Origin of the sequence: Nocardioides dubius (genome assembly GCF_039528155.1) — a bacterium.
GTDB lineage: Bacteria > Actinomycetota > Actinomycetes > Propionibacteriales > Nocardioidaceae > Nocardioides > Nocardioides dubius.
This window is the reverse complement of sequence record NZ_BAAALG010000001.1, coordinates 131,203-137,812: the sequence shown is the minus strand read 5'-3', so window position 1 is coordinate 137,812 and position 6,610 is coordinate 131,203. Positions and strand designations below refer to the sequence as shown.

The 6,610-nt window shown below is 71.5% G+C and carries 5 protein-coding genes and 1 tRNA gene; 5 read left to right on the top strand and 1 reads right to left on the bottom strand.

The features are described 5' to 3' along the window. Positions 1 to 16: 16 nt before the first annotated feature. Positions 17 to 89: transfer RNA gene (locus tag ABD151_RS00585), tRNA-Arg, on the bottom strand. Between the two features lie 134 nt (positions 90 to 223). Between ABD151_RS00585 and argS the strand changes: the two genes are divergently transcribed. The 5 genes from argS to thrB are packed head-to-tail and all read left to right on the top strand — an operon-like array spanning position 224 to position 6,583. Then, the gene (gene argS / locus ABD151_RS00580) at positions 224 to 1,903 is read left to right on the top strand and encodes an arginine--tRNA ligase (protein WP_343990133.1); all 1,680 of its coding nucleotides are present in this window, start codon (positions 224 to 226) and stop codon (positions 1,901 to 1,903) included. A 9-nt stretch (positions 1,904 to 1,912) separates the two neighbouring features. Then, the gene (lysA, locus tag ABD151_RS00575; protein ID WP_343990130.1) at positions 1,913 to 3,331 is read left to right on the top strand and encodes a diaminopimelate decarboxylase; all 1,419 of its coding nucleotides are present in this window, start codon (positions 1,913 to 1,915) and stop codon (positions 3,329 to 3,331) included. Beyond that, positions 3,328 to 4,626 carry a homoserine dehydrogenase gene (locus ABD151_RS00570; RefSeq protein ID WP_343990127.1) on the top strand — a complete coding sequence of 433 codons (1,299 nt, stop codon included), beginning with the start codon at positions 3,328 to 3,330 and terminating at the stop codon, positions 4,624 to 4,626. The genes lysA and ABD151_RS00570 overlap by 4 nt, the downstream gene beginning before the upstream one ends. Continuing rightward, positions 4,626 to 5,690, top strand: coding sequence for a threonine synthase (gene thrC / locus ABD151_RS00565; protein ID WP_343990124.1), 1,065 nt, complete (start codon positions 4,626 to 4,628; stop codon positions 5,688 to 5,690). The genes ABD151_RS00570 and thrC overlap by 1 nt, the downstream gene beginning before the upstream one ends. After that, positions 5,690 to 6,583 (top strand): homoserine kinase, encoded by an 894-nt coding sequence (thrB, locus tag ABD151_RS00560; RefSeq protein WP_343990121.1) that lies wholly within the window; start codon positions 5,690 to 5,692, stop codon positions 6,581 to 6,583. The genes thrC and thrB overlap by 1 nt, the downstream gene beginning before the upstream one ends. The last annotated feature ends 27 nt before the right edge of the window (positions 6,584 to 6,610 follow it).

Below are 6,610 nucleotides of genomic sequence, written 5' to 3'. Positions count from 1 at the left end.
TGCATCGCAGGTGGTGCGCCTCCGGCAGGATTCGAACCTGCGGCACCTGGTACCGGAAACCAGTGCTCTATCCCCTGAGCTACGGAGGCAAGCGCCAAGCGGCGCGTGGCGAAACCTTACAGCCCATGACTGTCGCAAGGTCAAACGGGGCACCCTTCGAGCAGTTCTTCCAGCAGTCGATATCGGTGTGAGGCCGGCGGCCATGCGCCGATAGGCTGGTCCAGTGACCCCTGAGCAACTCTCTACCGCGATCGTCGACGCCCTCACCGCCTTGGTGAACGAGGGCACGCTGACGCTGCCCGACGGCGTCCCTACTTCGGTGACGGTAGAGCGACCCCGCCAGAAGGGGCACGGCGACTACGCCACCAACGTGGCGATGCAGTTGGCGAAGAAGGCCGGCACCAACCCGCGGGCGCTCGCCGAGCTGCTCTCCGCGCGACTGACCGCGGCTGCCGGCGTCGCCGGCGTCGAGGTGGCCGGCCCCGGCTTCCTGAACATCTCGGTGGAGGCCGGTGCCCAGGGCGAGATCGCCGGGCAGATCGTGGCCGCCGGGGCTGGCTACGGCACCAACGAGGCGCTCAGCGGGCAGAAGATCAACGTCGAGTTCATCTCCGCGAACCCGACCGGTCCGCTGCACCTGGGGCACACCCGGTGGGCGGTGCTCGGCGACGCGATCGGCCGGGTGCTCGCTGCGGCCGGTGCCGAGGTCACCCGCGAGTTCTACATCAACGACCGTGGCGTGCAGATGAACCACTTCGCGGACTCGATCATCGCCTCCGCGCTCGGTCAGCCCAAGCCCGAGGACGGCTATGCCGGTGCCTACATCGACGACCTCGCCACCGCGGTCGGCGCGGCGAGCCCGGGCATCTTCGACCTGCCTGCCGACGAGCGCCGCGCCGCCGTCCGGGCGAAGGGCTACGAGCTGCAGCTCAAGGAGCAGCAGGACCAGCTCGACGCGTTCAACACCCACTTCGACGTGTGGTTCTCCGAGCTGTCGCTGCACGAGTCCGGCTCGGTGCCCGACACCCTGGCCCGGCTCAAGGAGCTCGGCCACGTCTACGAGGAGGGTGGTGCGCTGTGGATGCGCACCACCGACTTTGGCGACGACAAGGACCGGGTGCTGATCAAGTCCGACGGCGAGCTCACCTACTTCGCCTCCGACACGGCCTACTACCTGAACAAGCGGGCGCGGGGCTTCGACCACTGCATCTACCTGCTCGGTGCGGACCACCACGGGTATGTGGGCCGGCTGAAGGCGATGGCGGCGTGCGCGGGCGACGACCCGGCGCAGACGCTCGACGTGCTGATCGGCCAGCTGGTCAAGATCCTGCGCGACGGCCAGGAGCTCAAGCTCTCCAAGCGGGCGGGCACCATCGTCACCCTCAACGAGCTGGCCGACGAGATCGGCGTCGACGCGCTGCGGTACTCGCTGGCGCGCTACCCGGCGGACTCGCCGCTGGTGCTCGACGTCGCCGAGATCACCAAGGCCTCCAACGACAACCCGGTCTACTACGTGCAGTACGGCCACGCCCGCACCTGCCGGATGATGGAGAACGCCCGCGACCTCGGCATGCCGTCGGTGGACGACGCGCTGGCCGGCTTCGACCCGGCGCTGCTCGCCCACGACCTGGAGGGCGCGCTGCTGCGCAGCCTCGCCGAGTTCCCGCGGGTGGTCACGGCCGCCGCCGAGCTGCGGGAGCCGCACCGGATCGCCCGCTACCTGGAGGACACCACCGCAGTCTTCAACAAGTGGTACGACACCAAGGAGTGCCGGATGCTGCCCCAGGGCGACGAGCCCGTCGCTCCGGTGAACGCCGCCCGGCTGGTGCTGGTCGTTGCGGTCCGCACGGTGTTGGCCAACGGTCTCGGCCTGCTCGGCGTCTCGGCGCCCGAGCGGATGTGAGGTAGCGCGATGCGTGCACACGAAGCCGGCTGGGCCCATGCCCCGGGTGCCCTGCGCGGCCCCGCCTGGCTGCGCCAGCCCGAGGACATCAACGCCCTGGTGCCGATCCTGTGGTCCGAGACGGCGGCCAAGCGCGACGGCGTGCTCAGCATCGGCGGCGTCTCGCTGCCGGAGCTGGTCGCCGAGCACGGCTCCGCGGCCTATGTCCTGGACGAGGTCGACTTCCGGGCCCGGGCGGCCGCCTTCCGCGACGCCTTCTCGGACTTCGACGTCTACTACGCCGGCAAGTCCTTCCTGTGCACAACCGTCGCCGGCTGGATCGCGGAGGAGGGGCTGCGTCTCGACGTCTGCTCCGACGGCGAGCTGACCGTCGCCCTGCGCGCGGGTCTCGACCCGGCCCTGCTCGGCTACCACGGCAACAACAAGTCGCGCGCCGAGCTGGTGCGTGCCGTCGAGCTCGGCGTGGGCCGGATCGTGGTCGACTCGTTCCACGAGATCGAGCGGTTGGCCGAGATCACCGCGTCGCTGGGCGTCACCGCGCGGGTGATGGTGCGGGTCACCGCCGGCGTCGAGGCGCACACCCACGAGTTCATCGCCACCGCTCACGAGGACCAGAAGTTCGGCTTCTCGATCACCGCCGGCGACGCCCTGGAGGCGGCCCGCCGGGTGTTGGCGGAGCCCGGGCTGCGGCTCGAGGGCCTGCACTCGCACATCGGCAGCCAGATCTTCGACACCTCCGGCTTCGAGGTCGCCGCGCGGCGGGTGCTCGCGCTGCACGCCCAGATCGCCGCCGAGCTCGGGCACACGATGCCGGAGATGGACCTCGGCGGCGGATTCGGCATCGCCTACACCACGCAGGACGACCCGTCGACGCCGGCGCTGCTGGCCGAGGGCATGCGGGCGGTGATCGCCAGTGAGTGCGAGCGCCTCGGCATCGACTCGCCTCGGCTCTCGATCGAGCCCGGACGCGCGATCGTCGGCCCCAGCATGTGCACCGTCTACACCGTCGGCACGGTCAAGGAGGTCGCCCTCGACGGCGGCGCCCGGCGTACCTACGTCTCGGTGGACGGCGGGATGAGCGACAACATCCGTACCGCGCTCTACGACGCCGACTACTCGGCCACCGTCGCCTCCCGCGCCTCCGAGGCCCCCGCCGTGCTGGCGCGGGTGGTCGGCAAGCACTGCGAGGCCGGCGACATCGTGGTCAAGGACGAGTTCCTGCCGGGCGACATCGCGCCCGGAGACCTGCTGGCCGTTCCGGGCACCGGCGCCTACTGCCGGTCGATGGCCTCCAACTACAACCATGCCTTGCGGCCGCCGGTGATTGCGGTCCGCGACGGCGTCGCACGTGTCATCGTGCGACGCGAGACGGTCGACGATCTGCTGGCTACCGACGTGGGTGCCGCGCTAGAGGGAGCAACACGATGAGTGAGGGTGACAAGGCGCTGCGAGTAGCGGTGCTCGGCTGCGGATCGGTGGGCTCGCAGGTGGTTCGCCTGCTCACCGAGCAGTCGGCGGACCTGGCCGCACGGGCGGGGGCGCGCCTCGAGCTGGCCGGCGTCGCCGTGCGCCGGCTCGACGCCAAGCGCGAGGTCGAGGTGCCCGAGCACCTGCTGACCACCGATGCGATGGACCTGGTCACGCGCGACGACGTCGACCTGGTGGTCGAGGTGATCGGCGGCATCGAGCCCGCCCGCGGGCTGATCCTGGCCGCGCTGGAGAACGGCGCCTCGGTGGTGAGCGCGAACAAGGCCCTGCTGGCCGAGGACGGCGCGACCCTCTTCGAGGCCGCCGACAAGTCCGCCCGCGATCTCTACTACGAGGCCGCGGTGGCCGGCGCGATCCCGATCCTGCGCCCGCTGCGCGAGTCGCTGACCGGTGACAAGGTGACCCGCGTGCTGGGCATCGTCAACGGCACCACGAACTTCATCCTGGACAAGATGCACACCTCCGGTGCCGGCTTCGCCGAGGCGCTGGAGGAGGCGCAGGAGCTCGGCTACGCCGAGGCCGACCCCACCGCCGACGTCGAGGGCTTCGACGCGGCTGCGAAGGCCGCGATCCTGGCCAGCCTGGCGTTCCACACCCGGGTCACTGCCGGGGACGTGCACCGTGAGGGCATCGCCGAGGTCTCCGCTGCCGACGTCGCCTCCGCCCGCGAGATGCGCTCGGTGGTCAAGCTGCTGGCGATCTGCGAGCTGCGCGACGGCGCCGTCTCCGCGCGGGTGCACCCGGCGATGATCCCCGACACCCACCCGTTGGCGTCGGTGCGCGAGGCCTACAACGCGGTCTTCGTCGAGTCCGAGGCCGCCGGCCAGCTGATGTTCTACGGCCCCGGCGCCGGCGGTGCCCCGACCGCATCCGCAGTGCTCGGCGACCTGGTCACCGCGGCCCGCAACCTGCTCTCGGGCAGCCGCGGCGCGGGCGAGTCCGCCTACGCAGCGCTGGACGTGCTGCCGATGGGGGAGACGGTCACCCGCTACCACGTGGGCATCGACGTCCAGGACCGCGCAGGCGTCCTGGCCACCGTGGCCGCCGCCTTCGCCGAGCACGGCGTCTCGATCCAGACCGTGCGCCAGGAGGGCCGCGGCGACGACGCCCAGCTGGTCGTCGTCTCGCACCGGGCCACCGACGCCCAACTGTCGGCAACCGTGGAGCACCTGCGGAACATGGACATCGTGCGCGAGGTCACCTCGGTGATGCGCGTGGAAGGAGAGAACGACTGATGCCACACCAGTGGAGAGGCGTCATCGACGAGTACCGCGAGCTGCTGGACATCCCGGCCGACACGCCGGCGGTCACGCTCGGTGAGGGCGGTACGCCGCTGGTCGAGTCGCGCTGGCTCTCGGGGCTGACCGGTGCCGAGGTGTGGCTCAAGGTCGAGGGCAACAACCCGACCGGCTCGTTCAAGGACCGTGGCATGACCGCGGCCCTCTCGGTGGCCGTGCACCAGGGCGCCCAGGCCGTGGTCTGCGCCTCGACGGGCAACACGTCGGCCTCGATGGCCGCCTATGCCGCCAAGGCCCAGATCAAGCCGCTGGTCCTGGTCCCCGAGGGCAAGATCTCCGCCGGCAAGATGGCGCAGGCGATCATGCACGGCGCGCAGATCATCATGGTCCGCGGCAACTTCGACGACTGCCTGCGGCTTTCCCGCGGCCTCGCCGAGGAGTACCCGGTCGCCCTGGTGAACTCGGTCAACCCGGTCCGCCTGGAGGGCCAGAAGACCGCCAGCTTCGAGATCGTGGACCGGCTCGGCGACGCACCCGACTACCACCTGCTGCCGGTCGGCAACGCCGGGAACATCTCGGCCTACTGGCTGGGATACCAGCAGTACGCCGACCTCGGTCGCTCCACCAAGCGCCCGGTGATGCGCGCCTTCCAGGCCGAGGGCGCCGCGCCGCTGGTGTTGGGGCACCCGGTCGCCGACCCGGAGACCAAGGCGACCGCGATCCGGATCGGCAACCCTGCCTCCTGGAAGCTCGCCGAGGCCGCTGCCGCCGAGTCGGGCGGCCGGTTCGCGTCGCTCTCCGACGAGGCGATCCTGTCCGCCCAGCGCGGCCTGGCCGCCAACGACGGCGTCTTCGTCGAGCCGGCCTCCGCGGTCGGCGTGGCCGGTCTGCTCGCCGAGCTCGAGCAGGGCGAGAGCTACGCCGGCAAGACCGTGGTGATCACGGTCACCGGGCACGGGCTCAAGGACACCGTCACCGCTCTGGAGGGCTTCGGGCCCGTCGTGGAGACGGTGGTCGACGCCGAGGTCGAGGCCGCTGCTGAGGCCGCTGGTCTCCGCTGATGAGTCGGTTCGTTCCGGGGCCGGTGCGGGTGACCGTGCCGGCCACCTCGGCCAACCTCGGGCCCGGCTTCGACACCCTGGGCCTCGCCCTGGACCTGCGTGACGAGCTCGAGGCCGAGATCTGTGGCGACTCGCTCCAGGTCGAGGTGCTCGGCGCCGGTGCCGACGACGTCCCGCTGGACGAGTCGCACCTGGTGGTCCGGGCGATGCGGGCAGCCTTCGCCGCGATGCACGTGGACCCGGCCGGCCTGCGGCTGCGCTGCCACAACCGGGTCCCGCACGCCCGCGGTCTCGGCTCGTCGTCGGCGGCGATCGTCGGCGGCATCTGCCTGGCCCGGGCCCTGGTCGCGGGCGGCACGCTGCTGCTCGACGACGAGGGCGCGCTGCAGCTCGCTGCGGAGATGGAGGGTCACCCCGACAACGTGGCCCCGGCGCTGCTCGGCGGCTTCGTGATCTCGGGTGCCGATGGCGACCGGTTCTGGGCCACCCGGGCCTCGGTCGACCCGCGGATCTCCGCGGTGGTCTTCATCCCGCCGACGCCGGTCGCCACCGACGTCGCTCGGGGGCTGTTGCCGCAGAGCGTCTCGCACCTCGACGCCGCGGCGAACGCGGGCCGTGCGGCGCTGCTGGTGGCGAGCCTGGCCGGCTCGCCGGAGCGGCTCCTGCTGGCCACCGAGGACCGGTTGCACCAGAGCTACCGCGAGCCCGCGATGCCGGAGTCGCTGGCCCTGGTCCGCGCGCTGCGGGCCGACGGCCATGCCGCGGTGATCTCCGGAGCCGGGCCCACCGTCCTGGTCTTCGGTGACGGTCCTGCGTTGCTGGAGCGCTGCCCCGAGGGCTGGGTCGCCCACCACCTCGCCATCGACACTGCCGGTGTCCAGGTGATCGGCTGACCCGCCTGCGTGCGGTGCTAGTCTTGC

Bases quoted from the DNA above. Each gene is read 5' to 3' on its own strand.
- thrC (WP_343990124.1), top strand. From the start codon at position 4,626: ATGCCACACCAGTGGAGAGGCGTCATCGACGAGTACCGCGAGCTGCTG.
- lysA (WP_343990130.1), top strand. From the start codon at position 1,913: ATGCGTGCACACGAAGCCGGCTGGGCCCATGCCCCGGGTGCCCTGCGC.
- ABD151_RS00570 (WP_343990127.1), top strand. From the start codon at position 3,328: ATGAGTGAGGGTGACAAGGCGCTGCGAGTAGCGGTGCTCGGCTGCGGA.
- thrB (WP_343990121.1), top strand. From the start codon at position 5,690: ATGAGTCGGTTCGTTCCGGGGCCGGTGCGGGTGACCGTGCCGGCCACC.